Source organism: Lentzea rhizosphaerae, assembly GCF_042649515.1.
GTDB classification, from domain to species: domain Bacteria; phylum Actinomycetota; class Actinomycetes; order Mycobacteriales; family Pseudonocardiaceae; genus Lentzea; species Lentzea aerocolonigenes.
The window spans coordinates 1-25329 of record NZ_JBHRZI010000026.1 but is presented as its reverse complement, the minus strand read 5'-3'; the positions used below and the strand labels follow the sequence as shown (position 1 = coordinate 25329).

Annotated in this window: 16 protein-coding genes; 12 read left to right on the top strand and 4 right to left on the bottom strand. The window is 69.4% G+C overall.

What is annotated here, in order from left to right:
- The first annotated feature begins 225 nt into the window (after positions 1 to 225).
- The 6 genes from ACFOWZ_RS29630 (at position 226) to ACFOWZ_RS29605 (ending at position 13407) form a co-directional block, all read left to right on the top strand.
- Positions 226 to 3219, top strand: a complete 2994-nt coding sequence (locus ACFOWZ_RS29630) for a S8 family peptidase (protein WP_382377189.1) — start codon at positions 226 to 228, stop codon at positions 3217 to 3219.
- 10 nt (positions 3220 to 3229) lie between these two features.
- Positions 3230 to 4495 (top strand): alpha/beta hydrolase family protein, encoded by a 1266-nt coding sequence (locus ACFOWZ_RS29625; protein ID WP_382377187.1) that lies wholly within the window; start codon positions 3230 to 3232, stop codon positions 4493 to 4495.
- A gap of 318 nt (positions 4496 to 4813) precedes the next feature.
- Positions 4814 to 8620, top strand: coding sequence for a discoidin domain-containing protein (locus tag ACFOWZ_RS29620; RefSeq protein WP_382377186.1), 3807 nt, complete (start codon positions 4814 to 4816; stop codon positions 8618 to 8620).
- 25 nt (positions 8621 to 8645) lie between these two features.
- Positions 8646 to 11972 (top strand): CARDB domain-containing protein, encoded by a 3327-nt coding sequence (locus ACFOWZ_RS29615; RefSeq protein WP_382377185.1) that lies wholly within the window; start codon positions 8646 to 8648, stop codon positions 11970 to 11972.
- Between the two features lie 184 nt (positions 11973 to 12156).
- Positions 12157 to 13008, top strand: a complete 852-nt coding sequence (locus ACFOWZ_RS29610) for a universal stress protein (protein ID WP_382377184.1) — start codon at positions 12157 to 12159, stop codon at positions 13006 to 13008.
- Positions 13009 to 13014: 6 nt separating this feature from the next.
- Positions 13015 to 13407 (top strand): hypothetical protein, encoded by a 393-nt coding sequence (locus tag ACFOWZ_RS29605; protein WP_382377183.1) that lies wholly within the window; start codon positions 13015 to 13017, stop codon positions 13405 to 13407.
- A 6-nt stretch (positions 13408 to 13413) separates the two neighbouring features.
- Here the strand turns inward: ACFOWZ_RS29605 and ACFOWZ_RS29600 are convergent, their stop codons facing one another.
- The 4 genes from ACFOWZ_RS29600 to ACFOWZ_RS29585 form a co-directional block, all read right to left on the bottom strand.
- Positions 13414 to 14427, bottom strand: a complete 1014-nt coding sequence (locus ACFOWZ_RS29600; RefSeq protein ID WP_382377182.1) for a CobW family GTP-binding protein — start codon at positions 14425 to 14427, stop codon at positions 13414 to 13416.
- An 82-nt stretch (positions 14428 to 14509) separates the two neighbouring features.
- Entirely contained in the window at positions 14510 to 15640 is a 1131-nt protein-coding gene (locus tag ACFOWZ_RS29595) for a GTP-binding protein (RefSeq protein WP_382377181.1), read from the bottom strand.
- Positions 15641 to 15662: 22 nt separating this feature from the next.
- A complete protein-coding gene (locus tag ACFOWZ_RS29590) occupies positions 15663 to 16595 on the bottom strand; it encodes an alpha/beta hydrolase (RefSeq protein ID WP_382377180.1) in 933 nt (310 codons plus the stop codon).
- 77 nt (positions 16596 to 16672) lie between these two features.
- A complete protein-coding gene (locus ACFOWZ_RS29585) occupies positions 16673 to 17776 on the bottom strand; it encodes a substrate-binding domain-containing protein (RefSeq protein ID WP_382377178.1) in 1104 nt (367 codons plus the stop codon).
- A 103-nt stretch (positions 17777 to 17879) separates the two neighbouring features.
- On the opposite strand from ACFOWZ_RS29585, the gene ACFOWZ_RS29580 reads away from it, so the two are divergent.
- The 6 genes from ACFOWZ_RS29580 to ACFOWZ_RS29555 all read left to right on the top strand — a co-directional run.
- Positions 17880 to 19205 carry an ABC transporter substrate-binding protein gene (locus tag ACFOWZ_RS29580; RefSeq protein ID WP_382377177.1) on the top strand — a complete coding sequence of 442 codons (1326 nt, stop codon included), beginning with the start codon at positions 17880 to 17882 and terminating at the stop codon, positions 19203 to 19205.
- The gene (locus ACFOWZ_RS29575) at positions 19202 to 20134 is read left to right on the top strand and encodes a carbohydrate ABC transporter permease (protein ID WP_382377176.1); all 933 of its coding nucleotides are present in this window, start codon (positions 19202 to 19204) and stop codon (positions 20132 to 20134) included. The genes ACFOWZ_RS29580 and ACFOWZ_RS29575 overlap by 4 nt, the downstream gene beginning before the upstream one ends.
- Before the next feature lie 41 nt (positions 20135 to 20175).
- On the top strand, positions 20176 to 20985 hold the full coding sequence (locus ACFOWZ_RS29570; protein ID WP_382377251.1) for a carbohydrate ABC transporter permease: 810 nt from the start codon (positions 20176 to 20178) through the stop codon (positions 20983 to 20985).
- Positions 20982 to 21992 (top strand): hydroxyacid dehydrogenase, encoded by a 1011-nt coding sequence (locus ACFOWZ_RS29565; protein WP_382377175.1) that lies wholly within the window; start codon positions 20982 to 20984, stop codon positions 21990 to 21992. Before ACFOWZ_RS29570 ends, ACFOWZ_RS29565 begins: the two co-directional genes overlap by 4 nt.
- Entirely contained in the window at positions 21989 to 23890 is a 1902-nt protein-coding gene (locus tag ACFOWZ_RS29560; RefSeq protein ID WP_382377174.1) for a DUF2264 domain-containing protein, read from the top strand. Before ACFOWZ_RS29565 ends, ACFOWZ_RS29560 begins: the two co-directional genes overlap by 4 nt.
- A gap of 8 nt (positions 23891 to 23898) precedes the next feature.
- Positions 23899 to 25329: hypothetical protein (locus tag ACFOWZ_RS29555; RefSeq protein WP_382377173.1), on the top strand; the 1431-nt coding region annotated here is incomplete at its 3' end.

Below are 25329 nucleotides of genomic sequence, written 5' to 3'. Positions count from 1 at the left end.
CCGGAAATTGGTGTAGACCTTGTCACCCGGGTGGGCACCTCACTACGGTCCGTGAGAACGCTCTCACGACCTACGGAGGACCGGGTGCGCCTACTCGGAGTCATCGTACTGGCCGGCGCCCTGCTCACCGCCGGACAGGCCCATGCCTCTCCCCCGCGAGCAGCCGCCCCATCAGCGTCCCCATCAGCGTCACGGCCGACCGTCACGCTCATCACCGGAGATCAGGTGCTCACCGGCCAACGGGCGATCAGACCGGCGCCCGGCCGTGAACAGGTCATGTTCACGACCTACACCGCGCAGGGCCACGAGTACGTGGTGCCGAACGACGCCATGCCGCTGATCGCGAACGGCCGTCTCGACGAACGCCTCTTCGACGTCACCGAGCTCGCCACGTACGGCGGCGCCCTTCCGGTGATCGTCACCTACCCCGAGGGCACCCTCCACGCCCAGTCGGGCATCCAGTTGACCAGCATCAACGGCGTCGCGTTCGATGCGACGAAGACGCCGGTTGTCGGAATGTCAACATCCACCAAGTCGACATCTGGAATGTCAACATTGGACATGTCGGCATCCGGCATCAAGAAGATCTGGCTCGACGCCAAGCGCGAGGCGACCCTCGACCGCAGCGTCCCCCAGATCAACGCCCCGGCGGCCTACGCGGCGGGCTTCACCGGCAAGGGCACCACCGTCGCCGTCCTCGACACCGGCGTCGACCAGACCCACCCCGACCTCGCCGACCGCGAGATCGGCGAACGCAACTTCACGTCCTCCCCCGACGCGGGCGACCACTACGGCCACGGCACGCACGTGGCGTCGATCATCGCGGGCACCGGCGCGAAGAGCAGCGGCAAGTACCGCGGCGTGGCGCCGGACGCGCGCATCCTGGACGTGAAAGTCCTGGGCGACAACGGGTCCGGCCAGGACAGCCAGATCATCGCCGGCATGGAGTGGGCCGTCGAGCAGGGCGCCCAGGTCGTCAACATGAGCCTCGGCGGCTACGACACGCCCGAGATCGAGCCCCTCGAAGAGGCAGTCAACCGCCTCACCGCCGACAAGGGCACTCTGTTCGTGGTCGCCGCCGGCAACAGCGGCCCCACCACCAGCACCATCGGGTCACCCGGCACCGCCGACGCCGCGCTCACCGTCGGCGCCGTCGACGACCAGAACAAGATCGCGGAGTTCTCGAGCCGCGGGCCTACCAAGGCCGGCACGCTCAAGCCCGACCTCACCGCGCCCGGCGTCGGCATCGTCGCCGCCCTGCACTCCGACGGCAGGATCGGCCCGCCCGTCGCCGACGGCTACACCTCCCTCGACGGCACGTCGATGGCCACGCCGCACGTCGCGGGCGCGGCGGCCCTCCTGCGCCAGCAGCGCCCGAACCTCACCGGCGCGACGCTCAAGGCGAGCCTCACCGGCAGCACCACGCCGACGGCGAATCTGACCCCGTTCGAACAGGGCTCCGGCCGCGTCGACGTCGCCAAGCTGATCAAGCAGAACGTGACCTCGAACCCGACCAGCGTGAGCTTCGGCTCCCACCGGTGGCCGCACTCGGGCACGCTGACGAAGGAGATCACCTACACCAACGCGGGCTCGGAGCCCGTCACCCTCGACCTCACCACCGAGACGAACGGCAGCCTGTTCAGCGTCTCCCCCGCGAAGCTCACCGTTCCCCCCAACGGCTCCGCGACCGCCACTGTCACCGCGGACATCGCCGAGCAACCGGCGGGAGGCGTCTTCGGCGGCGCGGTGGTCGCGAGCGGCGTGCGCACGGCCGTCGTCGCCGACCTGGAGGTCGAGAGCTACGACGTCACGATCACCGGAACCGAACGGTCCGGCGCGAAGACGAACTCGACCTTCGCGTTCCTGATCAACGTCGACACCGGCGCCCGCGTCTGGCCGAACAGCGAGACCGGCGTCGCCCGCCTCGCCAAGGGCCGGTACGTCCTCACGGGCAGCGTCATGTCGTCCAGCGGCCCCTACACCCACGACGTCATCAACTACCCGAACCTCACCGTCACCGGCGCCACGACGATCGACCTCGACGCACGGCAGGCGAAACCGGTCCACGTGAAGCTCCCGGTCAGCGCGCAACTCTCGTTGCTGCAGACCGGTTTCGAACGCACCCTCAACGGCACCAGCTACACCATCGGCAACTTCTCCGTCGGCGGCGTGATCGACCACCTCGGCGTCGCGAGCCTCGGCCCCGACTCGACCGAGGTGACCGGCAAGATCGCGACGTTCTGGAACGCGGGCCCCGACTTCTACGGACTCGCCTGGTACCGCAAGGGATCCGCACCGAACGGCCTGAACAAGACCGTCGCGAAGAGAGACCTGGCGACCGTCAAGGTCGACATGCCGGCGCTCAAACCGGGCCAGAGCGCCAGCATCGGCCACACTTCGGCGCCCGAGGGCCGCGCCGACTGGGGCTACGGCTCGCTCGACAACCTGGCCCCGGGTTCGCGCACCGAGCACTACGGCGGCGAGGGCGGTGACTGGTCGCGCAGGTTCAACCTGTTCGACGAAACCGGCAACATCGGCGCACTCGTCGGTCCGCTCAGGCACTACCGCCCGGGCCGCTCCTACCTGGAACCGTTCAACCGCGCGGTGTTCGGCCCAGCGCTGCCCGAGACGCGGGACGTCCCGCACTCGTTCCGCACCGGCGACCTGGTCCGGATCACCGTCCCGCTCTACGGCGACAACGCGGGGAACGAGGGCTACGGCCCCGTCACCGAGGCCAGGACCACGCTCTACCGCGACAACGTGAAGGCCGTCGAAACAGCCGAGGCGGGCTGGGCGCTGCTCGACGTCGAACCGGGCGCCGCGAACTACCGCCTGGAAACCACTGCGACCCGCGACAACCCGTTGAGCACCAAGGTGTCCGGCGTCTGGACGTTCCGCAGCGACACCACGGCCGAGCGGACAGCGCTGCCGCTGAGCGTCATCCGCTTCACCCCGCAGCTCGACGACGACGGCTACGCCCAGGCCGGCCGGATGCTGGCGGTGCCGATCTCGACCCAGTCGCAGACCGGCTCGGTGAGGATCACGTCCGTCGAGGTCTCCTACGACAACGGCACGACGTGGCGCGCGACCCCGGTCACGAGCAACCGCGTGCTGCTCGCCCACCCGAGCACCGCCAAGTCGGTTTCCCTGCGGGCCAAGGCGTCCGGGCACGGCCAGACCGTGGAGCAGACGATCATCAACGCCTACCTGCTCCGCTAGCCTGGGGATCATGGGGACGGCGGCGCGTGAACTGACCGACGAAATGGTGCTCGACCACTGCGCGCCGCCGCCAACCAGGAACACAGCCCACACGGTGACCATCCCCGGTCGTCACGTCGCCGACGTCGCGCGGCACCCCGACGGCCGGCTCGCGGTGATCACCTGGTCCAGTCCGAAGATCGACCCCGGATTGCTCAACCCCGCGCTCCACGTCGTCGAGACCGACGGCACCGTCACCGATCTCGGTGCCACTCCCGCCGACGCGGGCAACCCGGTGTGGTGGGGCGACGAGGTCGTCTACCTCGCCCTGACGCCACCGCACCTGCAGGGCGGCAACGCGGTGTTCGACCAGCGCCACCGCAACCTCACCGCGGGCATGTCGGCCTGCCCGGTCGAGCTGGTGCAGGACGACGACGACGCGCCGATCGTCGTGGTCGCGACCGGACTGGACACCGAGTTCCACCGCCTCGGCGGTGGCCTGCTCGCCCGCATCAAGGGTTCGCACAAACCGCGCGCGAGCATCGACGGCATCCCTTGGGGCACACAGGAACGCCTGCGCTACCGGGCGCAGGACGGGCTCGACCTCGACGGCCTCCTCGTACTCCCGATCGGCAGAACCCGCGACGGCGGGCCGTTCCCGCTCATCACCCTCGTCCACGGCGGCCCCTACGACCGCTGGGCCGACGACCTCCAGCTCCAGTGGGTGCCGTCGGCGCAGTGGTTCGCGCATCAGGGGTTCGCGAGCTTCCTGCCCAACCCCAGGGGGAGCCTGGGCAGAGGGCACGAGTTCGCCGCGAGCGTCTCGAAACGGGTCGGGCAGGAGGAGTGGCACGACATCGAGACCGGCATCGACCTCCTCGTCTCCGAAGGGGTCGCCGATCCCGATCGGCTCGGCATCTCCGGCTGGAGTCACGGCGGGTTCACGGCCGCCTGGGCGGCCACGCGGACCGACAGGTTCAAGGCCGCGCTCGTGGGCGCGGGCATCTCCGACTGGCCCAGGCTGATCGCGACGGGCGAGTGGGGCGCTTTCGAGGCGGCACTGGGCGACGGGCCGGAGCACAGCCCGCTCACCTACGCGGACCGAATCCGCACGCCGTTGTTGATCGTGCACGGCGCTGACGACACCAACGTGCCGCTGGAGCAAGCCGAACTGCTGCACAGGGCCGTGAAGCACTCCGAACTCGTCGTCTACCCCGGCGAGGGGCACTCCCTCAGAAAGCGTGAGCACAGGTTGGATCTGCTGAACCGAGCCAGAAGGTTCTTCGCGAAGCTCTGAAACTTGCGCAACGCTTTCGCAAGCGATGCAAACAGGCAGCAAGCCAACGCAAGCGAAGCCCATCGAGCCGGAATCAATTTTGAGCGGACGTTCGGAAGCGAACCTCTCGCACCTGCCATCACCCAGCCGCTGGTGATCGCCCCTGCACCGTCGACGACCGGGTTCAGCGCCCCGAACTGCGACGCATCTTTCCTGTTCAGAGCTTGATGTCGCAAATTTGCGCAATCACGTCGAGATATTGCGGTAATCTGCTGGTCACTTCTACGGTGAGGCGCGCCACACCCCCTCGCGTCCCCACCGAGAAGGGCCAAGCACGCCATGTCACCGACGACACGCGTTCGCTCCCTGCTAGCCCCGCTGACAGCACTGATCACCGCCGCGGCCACCCTGACCGTCTCCCCTGCCGCGCAGGCCGCGCCGGTGCGCCTGGACCTGCAGAAGCAGACCCGCATCGACCAGGTCACGCTCTCCGCCCCGAGGAACAGCACCGAAACCTTCGCCGTGCAGACGAGTCTCGACGGCAGAGGCTGGTCGACGCTCGTCGCGGAAGCGCCGCACGCCTTCTCCAACGGCAAGGTCACGTTCCAGGTCGACCCGACGCTCGTGAAGCACGTCCGCGCCACGAAGACCACGGCCAAGCTCGAGGTCCACGAAGCCGCGGTCGGTGCCACGCTCCAGGCCACCTACAGCGCCAGCAGCACCAACCAGAGCTACGGGCCCGGCAACGCCGGTGACGGCAACCAGGGCACGTACTGGGAGAGCGCGAACAACGCGTTCCCACAATGGATCCAGGCCGATCTCGGTGCCGCGCTGAAAGCGGACCAGGTCGTGCTGAAGCTACCGACCGCGAACTGGGGCACGCGCACGCAGACCCTCGCCGTCCAGGGCAGCACGGACGGAAACACCTTCACCGACCTGGTGCCGAGCAGGGGGTACGAGTTCAACCCCGCCGCGAACAACACCGTCACCATCGACTTCACCGCGGCGACCACGCGGTTCGTCCGGCTGCGGATCACCGCGAACACCGGCTGGCCGGCGGGTCAGATCAGCGAGTTCGAGGTCCACGGTCCCACGACGGGTGACACGCAGGCGCCCACCGCACCGGGCAACCTCGCCTTCACCCAGCCCCAGGCCGGGCAGATCCGGCTCACCTGGAACGCGAGCACGGACAACGTCGGCGTCACCGGCTACGACGTCTACGCCAACGGCAGCCTCCGCACCACGGTCACCGGCACCACCCACACCGACAGCCAGCCCGACGGCCTGCGGGTGACCTACCACGTGATCGCGAAGGACGCGGCGGGCAACCAGTCCCCCGCCAGCAACTCCGTGACGAGGGAAGGGACCACCGGCACGAACCTCGCGCAGGGCAGGCCCGTCACGGCCAACCACAACGTGCACAACTTCGTCGCGGCCAACGCCAACGACGGAAACCTCGGCACCTACTGGGAATCCAACGGCCTCCCCGGCATCCTGACCGTCCAACTGGGATCGAACGCGGACCTCAGCTCGATCGCGGTCAAGCTCAACCCCGACGCGATCTGGGGCGCCCGCACGCAGAACGTCGAGGTCCTCGGCCGCGAGCAGACCGCCACCGGCTTCACGAGCCTCGTCGCGGGGCGCGACTACCGCTGGGACCCGTCGACCGGCAACAGCGTCACGATCGGGCTGTCGGCGCGCGTCGCCGACGTGCAGCTGCGCATCACGTCCAACACGGGTGCGCCCGGCGCGCAGGTGGCGGAGATCCAGGTGTTCGGCACCCCTGCCCCGAACCCCGACCTCACCGTCACCGGCACGTCGTTCACGCCGGCGAGCCCCGTCGAGACCGACCAGATCACGCTGAACGCGACCGTCCGCAACGCCGGCAGCGCCGCGTCCGGAGCGACCGACGTGACGTTCTTCCTCGACACCACCGCGGTCGGCACGGCACAGGTCTGCGCGCTCGCGGCCGGTGCGCAGGCCAACGTGAGCACCACGATCGCCGCCCGTCCGGAAGGCTCGTACCAGTACACCGCCAAGGTCGACGAGACCAGGAAGGTGGCGGAGCAGGACGAGACCAACAACGCCCGGCTGCACCCCGACCCGCTGGTCGTGACGCCGGTGCCGAGCTCCGACCTCGTCGCCGTCCCGTCCTGGTCGCCGAGCAACCCGAGCAACGGCCAGAACACCACGTTCAGCGTCGCGCTCAAGAACCAAGGCACCATCAACAGCGCCGCCGGTGCCCACGGCATCACGGTCACGATCCTGAACAGCAGCGGCCAGACGGTCCGCACGCTCACCGGCAGCCACACCGGCATCATCAACGCCGGTGCCACGACCGCCGCGGTCACCCTCGGCACCTGGCAGGCCGCCGACGGCCGCTACACGATCCGCACGACGATCACGAACGACGGCAACGAGATCCCCGCCAAGCAGGGCAACAACACCAGCGAGCAGTCGTTGTTCATCGGCCGGGGCGCGAGTGTTCCGTGGCAGCACGTGGAGGCCGAGGACGCGACCGTCGGCGATGGCGCGCAGGTGCTCAGTCCGAACAGGACGATCGGCGACCTCGCCGGTGAGGCGTCCGGCCGTCGCGCCGTCACGCTGAACGGCACGGGCCAGTCGGTCGAGTTCACCACGAGTGCACCCACCAACACCGTGGTCACCCGGTTCTCCATCCCGGACAGCTCCGGTGGCGGCGGCATCACCTCGACCCTCAACGTCTACGTCAACGGCCAGTTCCACAAGGCGATCGACCTGACGTCGAAGTACATGTGGCTCTACGGCAACGAGGCCGAGCCGGGCAACTCGCCGGGAGCGGGCGGGCCGCGGCACATCTACGACGAGGCGAACGTGCTGCTCAACCAGACGTTCCCGGCGGGCACGAAGATCAAGCTGCAGAAGGACGCGGCCAACACCACGAACTACGTGATCGACTTCGTGAACTTCGAGGAAGCCCGCGCTGCTGCGAACCCCGACGCGGCGCGCTACGCCGTGCCCGCCGGGTTCACCCACCAGGACGTGCAGAACGCGCTCGACCGCGTCCGCATGGACACCACGGGGAACCTGGTCGGCGTCTACCTGCCCGCCGGCACCTACCAGACGGCCCAGAAGTTCCAGGTCTACGGCAAGGCGATCCGGGTGATCGGTGCCGGTCCGTGGTTCACAAGGTTCCAAGCGCCGCCAACGCAGGAGAACACCGACATCGGCTTCAGCGCGCAGTCGTCCGCGAGCGGCTCGACGTTCAGCGGGTTCGCCGTGTTCGGCAACTACACCGCCCGCATCAACGGGCCGGGCAAGGTGTTCGACCTCGCCGGCGTCCAGAACACGACCATCGAGAACATCTGGGTCGAGCACATGATGTGCCTGTTCTGGGGCAACAACGTCGACAACAACACGATCAGGGACAGCCGCATCCGCGACCTGTACGCCGACGGCCTCAACATGACCAATGGGTCGGCCGGCAACCGGATCTCCAACATCGAGGCGCGCTCGACCGGTGACGACGCGTTCGCGCTGTTCGCCGCCACCGACAACGGCGGAAGCGGCCAGCAGAACAACACCTTCGAGAACCTGAGCGTGCTGACCCCGTGGCGCGCGGCAGGTCTGGCTGTCTACGGCGGCAAGCTCAACACGTTCCGCAACATCTACGTGGCGGACACGCTGACCTACTCCGCCGTGACGATCAGCTCGCTCGACTTCGGTTACCCGATGGAGGACTTCGGGCCGGAGCCGACGACGTTCAGCGGGCTCACGCTGGTGCGGTCCGGCGGCCACTTCTGGGGTGCGCAGACGTTCGGCGCGATCTGGATGTTCTCGGCCTCCAAGAAGTACACGGGCATCCGGGTGAGCGACGTCGAGATCATCGACCCGACGTACAGCGGAATCATGTTCCAGACCAAGTACAACGGCGCGGCCGAGAACATCTTCCAGGACACCGTGCTGGCAGGCGTGAGCATCTCGGGTGCGCGCAAGAGCGGTGACCAGTTCGACGCCAAGTCCGGTTTCGGCCTGTGGGCCAACGAGATGCCGGAACCGGGTCAGGGCCCTGCCGTCGGCGCGGTGACGATCAACGGGATCCGCTTCAGCAACAACTTCCAGGACATCAGGAACACGACCTCCACTTTCACGATCACCATCAACTGATTTCCCTGCCGTGAAGGAAAATTCGATGAAGAACACGCTGTTGAGGCGTGCGGTGAGCGCTGCGCTCGCAACCGCACTGATGATCTTCGGACTGACACCCGCGGCAGGAGCAGCGGTCGTCAGGCTGTCCGCGAACCTGACCGCGTCGAGCACCAACGGCCCGTACGGCGCGGGCAACGCCGGTGACGGCAACCAGGGCAGCTACTGGGAGAGCACGAACAACGTGTTCCCGCAGTGGATCCAGGCCGACCTGGGCGCCGCGCGAGACGTCAGCAAGGTCGTGCTGCGGCTGCCCTCGAACTGGGAGCAGCGCACGCAAACGCTTGCCGTGCAAGGAAGTCAGAACGGCTCGCAGTTCAGCGACCTCTCCGGGTCGAGCGGCAGGGTGTTCTCACCCGCCTCGAACAACACGGTGACGCTGGACTTCGCGGCGACCAGCGTCCGGTACGTCCGCGTCACGATCACCGCGAACACCGGCTGGCCCGCGGGTCAGCTCAGCGAGTTCGAGGTGCACGGCGAGTCCGGTCCCGTCGACCCGCCGCCGGGCGACAACCTCGCCCAGGGCAAGCCGGTCGAGGAGTCCGGGCACGTGCACGACTTCGTGGCGGCCAACGCCGTCGACGGCAACACCGGCACGTACTGGGAGTCGAACGGCTTCCCCGGTCACCTGACCGCGAAGCTCGGTGCCAACGCGGACCTCACCTCGGTCGTCGTGAAGCTCAACCCGGACCCGATCTGGGGCGCGCGCACGCAGAACTTCGAGGTGCTGGGCCGGGAGTCGAGCGCCACGGCGTTCGCGACCCTGAAGGCACGCGCGGACCACCGGTTCGACCCGGCGAGCGGCAACACCGTCACGATCCCGGTCACGGGCAGGGCCTCCGACGTGCGGCTGCACTTCTACTCGAACACCGGCGCGCCCGGCGGCCAGGTCGCCGAGTTCCAGGTCTTCGGCGCTTCCGCACCCGCTCCCGATCTGACCGTCACGAACCTGACGTGGACGCCGTCGAGCCCGACCGAGGCGGACGCGATCAGGTTCACCGCCACCGTGCGCAACGGCGGCACAGTGGTGTCGGGTGCGACGACGGTCAACGTCACGCTCGGCGGCACCGTCGCGGGCACCGCGCAGGTCGGCGGGCTCGCTCCCGGAGCCACGGCCGCCGTCACCGTCGACGCCGGCCGGCGGGGTGCCGGGTCCTACGCGGCCGCCGCCACCGCGGACCCGGCCAACCAGGTCGCGGAGAGCAACGAGGGCAACAACACCTTCACCTCCGGCTCCCCTCTGGTCGTCGGCGCGGCACCCGGCCCGGACCTGCAGATCACCGGCATCACGCCGAACCCTTCGTCACCGGCGGCGGGCCAGCAGGTGACGTTCGCGGTGCAGGTCAACAACCGCGGCACTGCGGCAGCGGGCGCGTCGGTCACGCGCGTGGTCGTCGGCAGCAGCACGCTGAACGCCAACACCGGCGCCATCAACGCCGGCCAGACCGTCACCGTCAACGTCGGTTCGTGGACCGCCACGAACGGCGGCGCCACGGCGACCGCGACCGCCGACGCCACCGGTCAGGTCGCGGAGACCAACGAGAACAACAACACCGCCACCAGGTCCATTGTGGTCGGACGCGGCGCGTCGGTGCCGTTCACCAGCTACGAGGCCGAAGCAGGCCGCTACCAGGGACAGCTGCTGGAGGCCGACGCGAAGCGCACGTTCGGGCACACGAACTTCGGCAGCGAGTCGAGCGGCCGCAGGTCGGTGCGGCTAGACGCGCAGGGCCAGTTCGTCGAGATCACCTCGACGGTCAGCACGAACTCGATCGTGGTCCGCAACTCGATCCCGGACGCGGCCGGTGGCGGCGGCCAGGAGGCGACGATCAGCCTGTACGCCAACGACCAGTTCGTGCAGAAGCTGACGCTGTCCTCGCGCCACAGCTGGCTCTACGGCTCGTGCGACGACCCGGAGTGCCTCACGAACCGGCCGGGTGGCGACGCCCGCAGGTTGTTCGACGAGACGTCGTCGTTGCTGGCCAACAGCTACCCGGCGGGCACCCGCTTCAAGCTCCAGCGCGACGCGGGTGACAGCGCGCAGTTCTACGTCATCGACCTGATCGACCTGGAGCAGGTCGCACCCGCCGCGCAGAAGCCCGCCGAGTGCGCGTCCATCACGCAGTACGGCGCCACGCCGAACGACCAGACCGACGACGCGGACGCGATCCAGCGGGCGGTGACCGCCGACCAGAACGGCGAGATCCCGTGCGTGTGGATCCCGGAGGGCAGGTTCCGGCAGGAGAAGAAGATCCTGACCGTGTTCAACAGCGGTGGCTACAACCAGGTCGGCATCCGCAACGTCACGGTCCGCGGCGCCGGCATGTGGCACTCGCAGCTGTTCTCGCTGACCCAGCCACAGGACGCGAACACGATCAACCACCCGCACGAGGGCAACTTCGGGTTCGACATCGACGACAACACGCAGATCTCCGACATCGCGATCTTCGGCTCCGGCCGGATCCGCGGCGGTGACGGCAACGCCGAGGGCGGGGTCGGCCTCAACGGGCGGTTCGGCAAGAACACGAAGATCACCAACGTGTGGATCGAGCACGCCAACGTCGGCGTGTGGGTCGGCCGCGACTACGGCAACCTGCCCGACCGCTGGAACCCCGGCGACGGCCTGCAGTTCAACGGCATGCGCATCCGCGACACCTACGCCGACGGCATCAACTTCACCAACGGCACCAGCAACTCCACGGTGTTCAACTCGTCGTTCCGCACCACGGGCGACGACGCGCTGGCGGTGTGGGCGTCGAAGTACGTGAAGGACCAGACCGCGGACGTGGGCAAGAACAACGCGTTCCTCAACAACACGATCGCGTTGCCGTGGCGTGCCAACGGAATCGCCATCTACGGAGGTGCGAACAACCGCGCGGAGAACAACATCATCTCCGACACGGCGAACTACCCCGGCATCATGCTGGCGACCGACCACGACCCGCTGCCGTTCTCGGGCACGACGTTGCTCGCCAACAACGCGCTGTACCGCACGGGTGGCGCGTTCTGGGGTGAGGCGCAGGAGTTCGGCGCCATCACGCTGTTCTCGCAGAACCTGCCGATCCCCGGTGTCGTCATCCGGGACACGGAGATCCTCGACTCCACGTTCGACGGCATCCAGTTCAAGGGTGGCGGCAGCGGTATGCCGGACGTCGCGATCACCAACGTGCGGATCGACAGGTCGAACAACGGGTCGGGCATCCTGGCGATGGCTCAGGCTCGCGGTTCGGCGAGGCTGACGAACGTGACGATCACGAACTCGCGGGACGGTGACATCACCGTCGAGCCGGGTTCGCAGTTCGTCATCAACTGAGCACCTGGCCAGAAGGCCTGTCCGAAACCTCTGGGCTCGCCGGCCCAGGTCCCGACGTGGATGAACGGCGCTTTTGTCCACCTGAGGTGGACAAAAGCGCCGTTCATCCACGTGAGATCGTGGCAACTAGATCACTTTTGGAACCACCTCCGGCCGGGTATTCCCTGGCCGGAGGTGGTGTCACATGTCCGCGGTCGTGGTCGGTTTCGACGGTTCGGACCTCGCGAGGCGTGCCGCTCTCTGGGGCGCCGAGGAAGCTTCCCGGTGCGGTTGTGCTCTCCAGGTCGTGCAGGCGGTCCGCGCTCCACTGCCCGAGCCCATTTTCGCGCCGATGTCCGCGCCGGTGCCGGAGTTCGTCACCGAGGAGACGATGTCACGCGCCGCCGAGGACCACCTCGCCGAGCTCGCGGCCGAGATCCGGCGGACCTGGCCGGACCTCGAGGTGTCCACCCGCGTGCAGCTCGGCCGCCCCGCCGAGGTGCTCGCCGGCGAGCCCGGCGACCTGCTCGTCCTCGGTTCGTCCGGCCGGACCGGCATCGCGGAGATGTTCCTCGGTTCCACCGCGGCCGAACTGGTGTCGACCGGCGGACGTCCCGTCGTCGTAACGCGGTCCGGGCCCGTGGACGGGCGGGTCGTGGTCGGCGTCGACGGTTCCGAGACCTCGACGGACGCGATCGCGTTCGCCTTCGCGTTCGCCGCGAGGCACGGCCGTGAGCTGCTGGCGATCCACGCGTTCAACGACGTCGGCTGGGCCGAGCTGCCCGAGCAGGACGTCGACCACGTCCGCGTGGACCTCGCGAAGCTGCTCGACGAACAGCTGGCGTCGCACATCGCCCGTCACCCCGAGGTGCACGTGGCGCAGGAGGTCGCGTTCGACGCTCCCGCGCGCGCGTTGCTCCAGGCGGCCGACGGCGCTGCGCTCATCGCGGTCGGAAGTCACGGCCGCGGCGCGGTGAAGCGTGCGATCCTGGGTTCAGTGAGCCACGCTGTGCTCCACCACGCGCCGTGCCCGGTCGCCGTGGTTCATCGGAGGTGACGCGAGATGCGCGGGTCAGCGGCCGTGCTGTTGTGCCTGACATTGGTTACGACGTTGGCTGCGTGCGCGGGTCAGGTACCGCCGCCACAGCTGCCCGCGTCGAGCACTCCCACCAGTGACACGTCGACGCCGAGCATCCCCTCTCCGACGCTGCTCTCCACGAGCCCGTCGCGGGCGCTGGACGTCATGACTGTGCGGGGAACCGTGTCGACGGGTGTGGAGCCGGGGTGCGTGCTGCTCGACACCGGCTCGACCCAGTACCTGCTGCTCGGCGCCGACCCGGCGATCGCCGTGGCGGGCGCGCAGGTGGAGGTGACGGGGAAGCCCGATCCCGGTGCGATGACGACCTGCCAGCAGGGCACGCCGTTCACCGTCGTGAAGACCCAACGCGTCGGTTAGAACCCTTCACAGTTCTTCCAGCTCCTCGCGCCAGTCCGTGAACGGGTCTGCGAACTCGAGCTCGTCCGCGAGGGCGAGCTCCTCGTCGGTCACCACCGCGTCCATCAGCGCGGCCGTGATCGCCTCGGGCGAAGCGGAGGCCGTGATCACCACGACCTCCTGCACCCTGTCGCCCGGCCACGGCCCGAGGTTGCCGACCCGCAGCGAGCCGCCCGCGGACTCGAGCCACAGCGCCTCGTCCGGCTGACTGACCACCCACACCCGGCCACGAGTCCGCACCACGCCGTCGAGCAGGACGTCCATGGCGTGGTGCAGGCGCATCGGGTGGAACGGCCGCCGCTCCCGGAAGCGGACGACCTGCACGCCGTGTTCTTCCGTGAACGGCGGCTGCCCGTGCAACAGCGATCCGAAGCCGTCGTCGAACCCTCCGCGCCGGGCGCCGTCCGGGATGGCGGCGAACAGCGCGGGCACGTCGAGCGCGGCCAGGTCCTGCCGCGGCGCAAGCGGGTTGAGCCGGTCGAGCACGGCGTCCAGCACGGGATCGGTGCCGGTGACGACAAGCGCGTCGGCGAACTCGGCCTGCCCCACCACGACCTGGGAGACGGTCCGCTCGTCACCGTCGGCCGCGGCCCTGCCCCGTTCGGCGAGCGTCGCGTCACCCGTCGCGTCGGCCAGCCACGTGGCGTGGTCGACGACGGTGACGACGGCCTCGACGTGGACGTCGGTCTCGCTCAGGGCGAAGCACACGGCCTCCGGTTCGAGCACGGGGTCCAGGTGCACGATCACCTTGCGGTCCAGCTGCTCCAGCAACGGGATCAGGTCGAGCCGCAGGGTGCACGACACGCAGCCGTGCGCGAGTTCCAGCACCGTCAGCACGCCGTCGACCCAGCGCCGCACGACACCTTCGGCCAGCCCGCTCAGGTCGTGGCGGACCAGCACCGACTCCGACGTCACGCGCCAGATCTCGTCGGCCACGTCGTGAGCCGCGAACCCCGCTACCAGTACGACCTCGGTTCCCATGACCGCAGCCTAAATGAACATGATTGTCATTTCAACTCTGGGCTCCGATGTGGACGGTCCGCGTGCGGTCGACGGCCGGTCGTCAGGCGTGCTCGTGCAGGTCAGCGAGGTCCCACTCCGGCAGCGGGTCCTCCAGCGTGCGCCAGAACTCCACGCCGGCCGCGAGCTCCTCGTCGGTCAGCAGCGCCGGTTCCAGACGGCGGCGCGGCTCGTCGAGGTCCAGGCCGACGCCGATGAAGACGAGCTCCTGCCGCGCCTGTGGGGAGTCCAGCAGCTGCCCCGGCTCCAGCGTGAGGTTCGGGCCCGCCTGCGACCACACGGCCAGCACGTCGGGTCGCGTGGCGATGTGGCAGAAACCCTTGCTGCGCAACACACCGTCCCAGTCGGACAGTGCCGCCACCAGCCGGGCCGGGTGGAACGGCCGTGCGGCGCGGAAGGCAACCGACCGGATGCCGTACTCCTCGGTCTCCGGGGTGTGCCCACCCGCCAGTTCCTGGGCCCAGCCGGGGGCCTGCGCCGCGGTGATCGGGTCGTAGCGGCCGGTGTCGAGGACCTCGCTCAGGTCGACGACGCCGCGGCGGGTGTGCAGCAGGCGGGCGGCGGGGTTCAGCCTGCGCAGCACCGCGTCGAGAGTCGCAAGCTCGTCAGCCGTGACCAGGTCGGTCTTGTTGACCACCAGCAGGTCGGCGAACTCGACCTGGTCGACGAGCAGGTCGGAGATCGTGCGCTCGTCCCCCTCGGCGGCGGCCAGGTCGCGGTCGGCGAGCTGGTCGCCGGTCGTCAGCTCGCGCAGGAAGCCCGCCGCGTCCACGACGGTCACCATCGTGTCCAGCTGGGCGTGGTCCGACAGGCTCGTGCCGTCCTCGAACGTCCAGTCGAAGGTGGCGGCCACCGGCATCGGCTCCGAGATGCCCGTCGACTCGATCAGGATCGTGTCGAACCGGCCGGACCGCGCCAGTTCCCCGACGCTGTCGAGCAGGTCCTCCCGCAACGTGCAGCAGATGCAGCCGTTGGTCAGCTCGACGAGTCGTTCCTCGGTGCGGTCGAGACTGCCCTGGCCTGCGACCAGGGCGGCATCGATGTTGATCTCACTCATGTCGTTGACGATCACCGCCACCCGCCGCCCCTCCCGGTTCGCGAGCACGTGGTTGAGCAACGTGGTCTTCCCCGCGCCGAGAAAACCGGACAGCACGGTGACAGGTGTACGCCTCATGCGGACATGATAATCATCTTCATCAGGCGAGAGCGCGACGGAGGAAGTCGGAGGCCTGGTTGATCGCGGCCTCGGCGGCGTGCGTACCGCGCAACGCGTTCAGCATCACGAAGTCGTGGATCGCGCCCGCGTACCGGACGGCGGTGACGGGCACGCCCGCCTCGCGCAGCTTGTCGGCGTAGGCCTCGCCCTCGTCGCGCAGCACGTCGGCCTCCGCGGTGATCACCAGCGCCTGCGGCAGACCCGCGAGCTGCTCCTTCGTGGCGCGCAACGGGGACGCGGTGATCTCGGCACGCTCGGCCGGGTTCGTCGTGTACTGGTCCCAGAACCACTGCATGCCGTCACGGCGCAGGAAGTAGCCCTCGGCGAACTGCAGGTACGAGTCCGTGTCGAAGTTCGCGTCGGTCACCGGGTAGAAGAGCACCTGGGCCTTGAGCTGGACGTCTCCGCGTTCCTTGGCCTGCAACGTGAGCGCCGCGGCCATGTTGCCACCGACCGAGTCGCCGGCGACGGCGATGCGCGAGGCGTCGAGGCCGTAGTCAGCGCCGTTGCTCAGGATCCACCGCGCGGCGGCGTAGTTCTGGTTGATCGCGACCGGGTAGCGGGCCTCCGGCGAGAGCGAGTAGTCCGGGAAGACGACGGCGGCGCCCGCCTTCGTGGCGAGCTCACGGACCAGGCGGTCGTGGGTGTGGGCGTTGCCGAAGACCCAGCCGGCGCCGTGGACGTAGAGGATCACGGGGAGCACGCCGGTGGTGCCGGCGGGCTTCACCACGCGGACCTTGAAGCCGTCGAGCTCGATCCACTGCTCGTCGATCGCGGGCTTCTCGATCTCGCCCGACTGGACCTCGTCGACGGCCTTGCGACCCTCCTCCGGGGCGATCTCGAACAGGAACGGCGGCTGTGCGGTGGCGGCGGCGAACTCGGCGGCGGCGGGCTCGAGGACTGGACGCTTCATGGCTTTCCTCCTGGCGTTCCGGGGTGGATGCCACAAAGGTATTGCGCGATTAAATCGTGCACAACGTAATCGTCGCCTCACGCGGTCCGGGAATAACTTCCGCACGACTCGCGCACCGTCAGCGTCGGCCACAGCACGACCCGGTGCACCGGGCGGTCCAGCGGATCGGCGAGCCGGGCCAGCGCGAGTTGGGCGGCCAAGGCGCCCAACCGGTGCTTCTGCGGGCGCACGGCCGTCAGCGGCGGATCTGACGCCGCGGCCACCTCGTCGTCGTACGACACCACGGCGAGGTCGTCCGGCACCCGCACGCCCCGCTCCCGCGCTCGTTCGAGCAGACCAATCGCCTCGCGGTCGGCGTGCACCAGCACGGCGTGCACGGAGGCGGCCAGGCACTCGTCGATCACCTCGTCGACCGCTCGAGTCCACTGTGGAGAGCCGTACGGCGGCACGTCCAGCACCGGAACCCCGTGGAACGGCAGCTCCAGCGACGACACGGCCGTCGTCCAGCCCGCGCGGATCGCGTCGCTGTGCGGACTCTCCCGTGACGTGACCAGACTGATGCGGCGGTGGCCGAGCGTCGCCAGGTGCCGCACCGCGAGCCCCGCGCCGATCGCGTGATCGGTCACGGCGGCGTCCAGCGCGATCGTCGGCAGCTCCGGCGGTGGGAGTCGTTCCACCAGCACGACCGGAACGGACTGCGCGCCCAGCCAGCGGAGCAGTTCGACGCCCGCCCTGCCGGTCGTGCTCGGTGCGACGAGCAGGGTCTGCACGCCGCGGTCGAGCAGCTCGGACACCTTGCGGCGGTCCTCCGCGGCGTCGTAGCTCGACGCCCGCAGCACCAGCCGCCCGCCCGCCGCTGCCACCGCGGTCTGCACGCCCTGGATCACCGCCGGCCAGTAGTACTCGACCGACGGCGCGACCATGCCGACCAGCGGGTGCGTGGCGGCGGGACCGACCACGGACTGCGGTCCGCGCGGCGACGGTTCGGCGTGCCGGGGCATGGTGATCCCACCGTGCACGCGCACCACCAGGCCGCGGTCGGCGAGCGCCGTCACGTCCCGGCGCACCGTCACCGCGGAGACGCCGAGCAGCTCCACCAGCTCCGGCAATCGGACGGTGCCCTGCGTCCGGACGGCTCGCAGGATCAGCTCATGGCGCTGAGCAGCCAACTTCTGGGTCATGTCTTCGCTTCTGATCGTTCCCGAGCGTTTCTGATCGTTTCGTTGACCGGTGAGTGTGCCACGCGTTGAGGTGTCCTCCATCACTCCAGCAGGAGGGTCAGCAATGGAGCTTTCCCCAGCGCTGCGGGCCCGCGGTCTCTCACGCCGCGGTTTCCTGCGCGCCACCGCCGCTCTGGGCGCGGCAGGTCTCGCCGGCGGCTGCTCGGCGACCGCCGCACCGCCCGGCGCCACCAAGGTCACCATCTGGTCGTGGCTCACCGGCATGGACAAGTACGTCGCCGCGTTCAACGGCGCGCAAAGAGACGTCTTCGTGGAGCTGCGGGTGATCGCGGCCGGCCTGTCCGGCGGGTACGCCCAGCAGACCAACGCGATCAGGGCGCACAACGCGCCGGACGTCCTGCACGTCGAGTACCAGGGTCTGCCGCAGATCCTGCTCACCGGCGGCCTGCGCGACCTCACCGCGGACATGGCCGACCTGGAGAGCCAGTACTCCCCCGCCGCGTGGCGCGGGGTCCGGCCCGACGGCAGGACGTGGGGCGTGCCGATGGACCTCGCGCCGATGGTCTTCTACTACCGCAAGGACCTCTTCGACCAGCACGGCATCGCGTTGCCGCGCACGTGGGACGAGTTCCGCGCGGCGGCAGCGGCGGTCAAGCAGGTCGACCCGCAGGCGCGCATCTGCTCGTTCCCGCTCAACGACGGCTCGTTCTTCGCCGGCATGTCGTGGCAGGCGGGCGATCCGTGGTGGACGGCGCAGGGCGACACGTGGGCCGTCGACATCGCCGGTGAGGGAACGCTGCGCACCGGCTCGTTCTGGCAGTCGATGATCTCGGAGAACCTCGTCGCCGGTGTCGTGCACGGCACGCAGGACTGGATCGCCGGGATGCACGACGGCAAGCTCTGGGGCCTGCTCGGCGCGTCCTGGAGCGTCGGCACCCTGGGCCGGTCCATCCCGAAGGACACCGGCCGCTGGGCCGTGGCGACCATGCCAACGTGGAACGGCAAGCCCTCCAACGGAGTGCAGGGCGGCACGGCGTTCGGGATCTCCGCGGAGAGCGAGGTCCCCGAGGCCGCGATGACGTTCCTGCGCTGGCTCAGCACGAACCCGGACGTGCCGAAGATCGGCAGCACCTTCACCACGCCGTTCCCCGCGCACTTGCCGAACCGGGCCATCGCACGGCAGGCCTACAAGGGCGGTTACTTCATCGGCGATCCGGTCTACGACGTCCTCGACGAGGCGGCGAAGCGCGTGCCGGACTGGACGTGGGGACCCAACGCGCTGCGGCTGTTCTCGACGATCTCCGACTCGTTCGGACCGGTCCGCGGTGGCGGAACGACGTTGCCCGACGCGCTGAAGAAGATCCAGCAGAGCGCCGTGGCCGACATGCGTGCCAAGGGACTTTCGGTGCGGGAAGGGAAATCGGCATGAGCGTTCTCGCGCCCGAACGCACACCTGTGCTGGAAGAACGGTCCGCGGAGCCGGCCGTGCGGACCCGCAGGAAGGACTTCGCGGGACTGGTGCTTGCCATCCCGTTCCTGGTGCTGCTCGTGGGCACGGTGCTGGTTCCTGTGCTGTACGCGCTGTACCTGAGCCTGTTCACGGAACGCCTGAGCGGCCTGGGTTTCTCCGGGCCCGAGCACGTGTTCGTGTGGCTCGGCAACTACGTCTCGGTCGTCGCGGACAAGGCGTTCCACGCGGGCCTGGGCAACGTCGCGCTGTTCGCGTTGGTGCACATCCCGAGCATGCTGATCGGGGCGCTGGTCCTGGCTCTCCTGCTGGACTCCGCCGTCGTGCGGCTGCGGCGGATGTGGTCGCTGGCGGTGTTCGTGCCGTACGCGGTGCCGGTGGTCATCGGCGGTCTGATCTGGGCGTACCTCTACAGCCCGACGATCGGCCCGATCAAGAACCTGCTCGGCGTCGATCCGTTGAGCGACACCGCGGTGCTGCCGTCGATCGCGAACATCGCGACGTGGCAGTGGGTCGGCTACAACATGATCATCTTCTACACGGCGTTGCAGGCCGTGCCGAAGGAGATCGTGGAGGCCGCACGGGCGGACGGCGCAGGCGGGTTGCGCACCGCGTGGTCGATCAAGATCCCGGTGATCCGGCCGACGATCTTCGTGGCGGTGGTGTTCACCGTCATCGGGTCGTTGCAGCTGTTCACCGAACCCATGGTGCTCAGGGGCTTCACCGGCACGGTGACCAGCACCTGGACGCCCAGCATGTACGTGTACGAGGCCGCGTTCGTGGCCGGTGACAACGGGCGCGCCGCGGCGGCGTCGGTGCTGCTCGCGGTGATCTGCGCGGTGCTCTCCGCCGTCGTCATGCGCTTCTCGACTCGGAGGTCGTCGCGGTGAGCGTCGTGGACAACAAGTCCCGCTGGGTGTCCGTTCCGGCGGTGCACGTGATCCTCGTGGTGGCGGCGCTGTACAGCCTGCTGCCGCTGGTGTGGCTGGTCACGTCGTCGACCAAGTCGCTGGGCGACTTCTCCACCACCGGCGCGTTCTCGTTCGGCGAGTGGAACCTGTGGGCCAACGTGAAGGCGTTGTTCGCCCAGGAGAACGGCATCTTCTGGCAATGGCTGCTCAACTCCGTGCTGTACGCGGGCGGTGGAGCCGTGCTGGGCGCGCTGATCTGCGCCGCGTGCGGGTACGCCATCGCCAAGACAAGCTTTCCCGGCCGAAAGCTGTTGTTCGCGCTGACGCTCACCGGTGTGCTCGTGCCGACGACCGTGCTGGCGCTGCCGATGTACCTGCTCGCGTCGGAACTCCGGGTCGTGGACACGTTCTGGGCGGTGTTCATCCCGTTGCTCACCAACCCGTTCGGCGTCTACCTCGCCAGGGTCTACGCCGACGCGTCGGTGCCGGACGAGGTGCTGGAGGCCGCGCGGGTCGACGGGGCGGGCCAGCTCCGCACGTTCTTCACCGTGGCGCTGCCGATGATGCGACCGGGTGTGGTGACCGTGCTGCTGTTCCAGTTCATCGGGATCTGGAACAACTTCTTCCTGCCGCTGGTGCTGCTGACCGATCCGAAGCTCTTCCCCGTCAGCCTCGGCCTCTTCCAGTGGAGCACGCGGCAGAACCAGTTCCCGCAGTACACGCCGCTGGTGATCACCGGGTCGCTGCTCGCGGTGCTGCCGCTGGTGGTGGCGTTCCTGGTGCTGAACCGGCAGTGGCGCAAGGGTCTCGCGGCGGGGAGCGTGAAGTGAACCGTCCCGAGGTCCTCCTCGCGATGAGCCAGGACGTCGCCGATCTCCAGTTCGGCCCGCGTGAGCTGGAACGACTGGGGAGGTTGGCCCGCGTCGGCAATCCCCTGGTGGCGCAGGACTTCTCGTCTGCCGCGGTCCGCCGCCGCCTGGAGTCGGTGGAGGTGCTGATCACCTCGTGGGGGTGTCCGCCTCTGGACGCCGATGTGCTGGCGGCGGCACCCCGGTTGCGTGCCGCCCTGCACGCGGCGGGCAGCGTCCGGTCGCACGTCGGTGACGCGGTGTTCGACCGCGACGTCCTCGTCACGACCGCCGCGCACGTCAACGCCGAACCCGTGGCGCAGTACACCGTCGCGGCGATCCTGTGGGCGTTCAAGAAGGTGCCCTTCCTGGCGGCCGACGCCCGCCGCTACCGCGAGGACTGGGGCTACCGCGAACGGCGCGGCGAGCTCTCGGGCCTGGGCCGCACGATCGTGCTGGTCGGGTTCTCGCGGGTGGGCCGCCGGGTCGTGGAGCTGCTGCGGCGGCTGCAGCTCGGCCGGTTGCTCGTGGTCGACCCGGTGGTGGACCCCGCGCTGGTGCGGGCGGCGGGCGCCGAGCTCGTGTCCCTGGCCGAGGCACTCCCCCAGGCCGACGTGCTGAGCCTGCACGCCCCCGCGCTGCCGGAGACGCACCACCTGATCGGAGCGGCGGAACTGGCCGCGCTGCCCGAGCACGCCACTTTGGTCAACACCGCGCGAGGGTCCCTTGTGGACACTGCCGCGCTGGAGGAGGCCTGTGCGCACGGACGCGTGCACGCCGTGCTGGACGTGACCGACCCCGAACCGTTGCCCGCGTGGTCCCGGCTGTACGACCTGCCGAACGTGGTGATCACGCCGCACGTGGCCGGGTCGCTGGGATCGGAGACGAGGTTGATGGCCGCGGCGGCACTCGACGAGCTGGAGCGGTACGTGAGCGGGCAGCCGCCGTTGGAGCCGGTGACGAGGCACGGGTTGACGGTGCAGGCATGATCCTTCCTCCCGAGAACCGCTTCCTCTCCCCTCACACGGGCTGGACCCGCCAGCACTGGGAGGCCACCGCCGACCACGTGCTCGACTCCGTCAACCCGTACTGGTCCCCGAGGTGCGCGCGCATCGACCTCCCCGGCGAGCCCAGCCGCTACGGCCCGATCTCCGACGGCCTCGAAGGGTTCGCGCGCACGTTCCTGCTGGCCGGGTTCCGGGTCGCGGGTGGTGGCGATCCGAAACTGCTGGAGCGGTACGCCTGGGGTCTCGCCGCCGGCACCGACCCGCACTCGCCGGAGGCCTGGCCGCGGCCGGACCAGCTGGGGCAGGCCAAGGTCGAGGCCGCGTCGATCGCGCTCGTCCTGCAGATGACCAAGCCGTGGCTGTGGGACCACCTCGACGACGGCGTGCGCGACCGCGTCCTCGGCTGGCTCGGCACCGTGGTCGGTCAGCCGTACCCGCCGATCAACTGGGTGTGGTTCCGGATCGTCGTCGAGTCGTTCCTGCGCGAAGCCGGTGGCGAGTGGTCGGTGGAGGACGTCGAGCACGACCTGGCGCTGCACGCGTCGTTCCGTCGTGAGGGCGGGTGGCTCAGCGACGGCGAAGAGCGCGCGTTCGACCATTACACGGGCTGGGCGCTGCACCTGTACCCGTCGCTGTGGACGCACCTGTTCGACGTCCCGGATTCGCTGTGCTCGCAGGAGACCCGCCAGACCTGGTCCGACGACCTCGCCCGGTACCTGGAGGACGCGGCCGCGCTGCTCGGTGCCGACGGGGCACCGCTCATGCAGGGCCGCAGCCTGACCTACCGGTTCGCGGCCGCGGCGCCGTTCTGGGTCGGCGCGATCACGGGTGTGGCGGAGCCCGGGCTGGTGCGGCGCGCGGCGTCGGGGGTGCTGCGGTACTTCGTCGACCACGGCGCGCTCGAACCGGACGGCCTGCTGCGCCTCGGCTGGCACGGTTCCTGGCCAGCGCTGCGCCAGGCCTACTCCGGTCCTGGCTCACCCTACTGGGCCTCCAAGGGCGTGCTCGGTCTCGCACTGCCCGCCGACCATCCCGTGTGGACGGACGTGGAACAGCCGCTGCCGGTGGAGACGCACGACTTCACCCGCGTGATCACGGCGCCGGGGTGGCTGGTGTCGGCGAGGCGTTGCGACGGCATCGTCACGACGGTCAACCACGGCACGGACCACGCGTTGCCGGGAGACCAGCGGGCGGACTCCCCCCTGTACGCGAAGCTGGGCTATTCCACGGCGACGATGCCGTGCGCGACCGACAACTCGGTGGCGCTGGTCGACCCCGAAGGCGCCGCCAGCCACCGCGCCGGGTTCCGGACGTTGTTCGTCGAGGAACTGCCCGGTGGTGTGGTGGCCGGTGCGTCGCGCGGGCCCGTGCGCTGGGTCGACACCAGCGCGGACGACTCACCCGACCACGGTTCCGGCCGCAGCGGTGAGATCGTCGAAGGGCCACCGGTGCTCGTGGTCTCCGTCGTGCGCGACGGCGTGGAGATCCGCATCGTGCGGGTCGACGGCGACACGGACGCGCGGCTGCGGCTGTCGGGCTGGCCGGTCGCGGCCGACCTGCGGCCGCACGCGGAGTCCCTGACAGGGCCCGAGATCGTGGTGACCGGTGCGCGCCTGCGTTCTTCGCTGTGCGCCCTGCGCGGGTTCGACCTGGCCGGCGTCGACACCGAGTCCGGGTCGTCGCCGCTGGGCAAGTTCGTCGCGGTCCCCCGGCTCACCACCGCCGGGCCCGTGCCCCGCGGTGAGGTGCTTGCCGCCGCCGTGCGCCTGGACCGGGGCTGCGGCGCCTTCACCAACCCGCTCTTCCTGCCGCACGGCGACGAGGTCGTGCTGCGGTGGAGCGACGGGCTCGACACGAGGATCACCCTGCCCAATCCCTAGGAGGAGCCGTGGTCACCCGCAGGACAGTGTTGTCCGGTGCAGCCGCCGCCGTCGCAGCGACGGCGGTGGGCACCAACGCCAGTGCCGACCAGACCATCGCGATCGACCCCAGCACGAGCTACGGCACGTGGGAAGGCTGGGGCACGTCCCTCGCCTGGTGGGCCAACGTGTTCGGTGACCGCGACGACTTCGCGGACCTGTGGTTCACCACGAAGTCCGTGACCTACAACGGAACCGCGCTGCCGGGGCTGGGCATGAACATCGCCCGCTACAACCTCGGCGCGTGCAGCTGGAACAGCGTGAACGGCGAGAGCATGGTCGCCTCACCGAACATCCCGCGGTTCAAGCAGATCGAGACCTTCTGGCAGGACTGGCGCAACACCGACCCGGCCTCGTGGCAGTGGGGCGCCGACGCGAAGCAACGGGCGGCCGTCGTCAAAGCCGTCGCCCGTGGCGCGATCACAGAACTGTTCTCCAACTCGCCCGCGTGGTGGATGTGCATCAACCACAACCCTTCCGGCGCCGCCAACGCGAACAGCAACAACCTCCAGTCGTGGAACTACCGCACCCACGCCTCCTACCTGGCCGAGGTCACCCGGCAGTTCCGCGACCGCTTCGGCGTCACGTTCCGCACGGTGGACCCGTTCAACGAGCCCGCGTCGGACTACTGGTCGGCGACCGGCAAGCAGGAGGGCTGCCACTTCGACCCGTCGCTGCAACGGACCGTCCTGCAGCACCTGCGCGAGGAGCTGAACAACCGCGGCCTGTCCGGAACGCGCATCTCCGCGTCCGACGAGACCAGCTACGACGTGGCCCGCAGCACGTGGAGTTCCTTCGACGCCACCACGAAGTCCGTCGTGAACCAGATCAACGTCCACGGCTACCAGGGCTCCGGCGGCCGCCGCGACCTCCTGTACACCGATGCCCGCTCGGCCGGAAAGGTGCTGTGGAACTCCGAGTACGGTGACAAGGACGGCACCGGTCTGTCGATGGCGAGCAACCTGTGCCTGGACTGGCGCTGGCTGCACCCGACGGCGTGGTGCTACTGGCAGGTGATGGACCCGACCCCGGAGTGGGCGTTGATCGCCTACGACCCGAGCACGCTGCGGGCGGGTGCCGTGCAGAACAAGCTGTACGTGCTCGCGCAGTTCACCCGCCACATCCGTCCGGGCATGCAGGTGATCTCCGCCTCCACCGGGAACGCCGCCGCGGCCTACGACTCCGCCGCCCGCAGGCTCGTGCTCGTCGGCGTCAACACCGCGACCTCGGCGCAGACGATCACCTTCGACCTCACCAGGTTCGGCACCCTGCCCACCGGGCTGGTCACCCGGTGGTCCACCTCGACGACCAGCGGCAGCGACAGGTACGTCCAGCGCACCGACGTCCGGCTGGACGGCAAGCTGCTGCGGGTCCCGTTCGCGGCGGGACAGGTGCAGACG

Coding starts and splice junctions, on each gene's coding strand:
- ACFOWZ_RS29625 (WP_382377187.1), top strand. CDS start 3,230: ATGGGGACGGCGGCGCGTGAACTGACCGACGAAATGGTGCTCGACCAC.
- ACFOWZ_RS29620 (WP_382377186.1), top strand. CDS start 4,814: ATGTCACCGACGACACGCGTTCGCTCCCTGCTAGCCCCGCTGACAGCA.
- ACFOWZ_RS29615 (WP_382377185.1), top strand. CDS start 8,646: ATGAAGAACACGCTGTTGAGGCGTGCGGTGAGCGCTGCGCTCGCAACC.
- ACFOWZ_RS29610 (WP_382377184.1), top strand. CDS start 12,157: ATGTCCGCGGTCGTGGTCGGTTTCGACGGTTCGGACCTCGCGAGGCGT.
- ACFOWZ_RS29605 (WP_382377183.1), top strand. CDS start 13,015: ATGCGCGGGTCAGCGGCCGTGCTGTTGTGCCTGACATTGGTTACGACG.
- ACFOWZ_RS29600 (WP_382377182.1), bottom strand. CDS start 14,427: ATGGGAACCGAGGTCGTACTGGTAGCGGGGTTCGCGGCTCACGACGTG.
- ACFOWZ_RS29595 (WP_382377181.1), bottom strand. CDS start 15,640: ATGAGGCGTACACCTGTCACCGTGCTGTCCGGTTTTCTCGGCGCGGGG.
- ACFOWZ_RS29590 (WP_382377180.1), bottom strand. CDS start 16,595: ATGAAGCGTCCAGTCCTCGAGCCCGCCGCCGCCGAGTTCGCCGCCGCC.
- ACFOWZ_RS29585 (WP_382377178.1), bottom strand. CDS start 17,776: ATGACCCAGAAGTTGGCTGCTCAGCGCCATGAGCTGATCCTGCGAGCC.
- ACFOWZ_RS29580 (WP_382377177.1), top strand. CDS start 17,880: ATGGAGCTTTCCCCAGCGCTGCGGGCCCGCGGTCTCTCACGCCGCGGT.
- ACFOWZ_RS29575 (WP_382377176.1), top strand. CDS start 19,202: ATGAGCGTTCTCGCGCCCGAACGCACACCTGTGCTGGAAGAACGGTCC.
- ACFOWZ_RS29560 (WP_382377174.1), top strand. CDS start 21,989: ATGATCCTTCCTCCCGAGAACCGCTTCCTCTCCCCTCACACGGGCTGG.